Source organism: Streptococcus halitosis (assembly GCF_027691175.1).
Classification (GTDB): Bacteria; Bacillota; Bacilli; order Lactobacillales; family Streptococcaceae; genus Streptococcus; species Streptococcus halitosis_A.
Genome location: NZ_JAQFBD010000012.1, coordinates 1 through 326, shown reverse-complemented (window position 1 = coordinate 326; position 326 = coordinate 1). Strand labels below are relative to the sequence as shown.

The 326-nt window shown below is 46.9% G+C and carries 1 protein-coding gene; it reads right to left on the bottom strand.

Annotation, left to right across the window (positions count from 1 at the left end; all coding sequences use genetic code 11):
• Positions 1-326 (bottom strand): SHIRT domain-containing protein (locus PG086_RS09675; RefSeq protein WP_270748845.1); only part of this gene is annotated, 326 nt, incomplete at both ends.

Genomic DNA, 326 nt, shown 5'->3' with positions numbered 1-326 from the left:
CCTTCTGCGGTCTTAACTTCTGTTTGACTTGGTTGCGTTGGCGTTGCTTGACTGCCATCTTTCAAGTTTGTTTGGTCTGCTGGAAGAAGGGCTTTCACTTCTTGTGGAAGTTCTTTACCTGGGGTTCCGCTGACAAACTCGTGAACTGCCTTATGAGTCACTGTTGGAACTGGGCTTGCTGTAAATTCCCATGTACCTACAAACTTAACATCTGCTCCATTGATGGTTTCTGATGCCTTGTCGTAGGACTTGAAGCTCCAGGTACCTTCTGCCGTCTTAACTTCTGTTTGACTTGGTTGCGTTGGCGTTGCTTGACTGCCATCTTT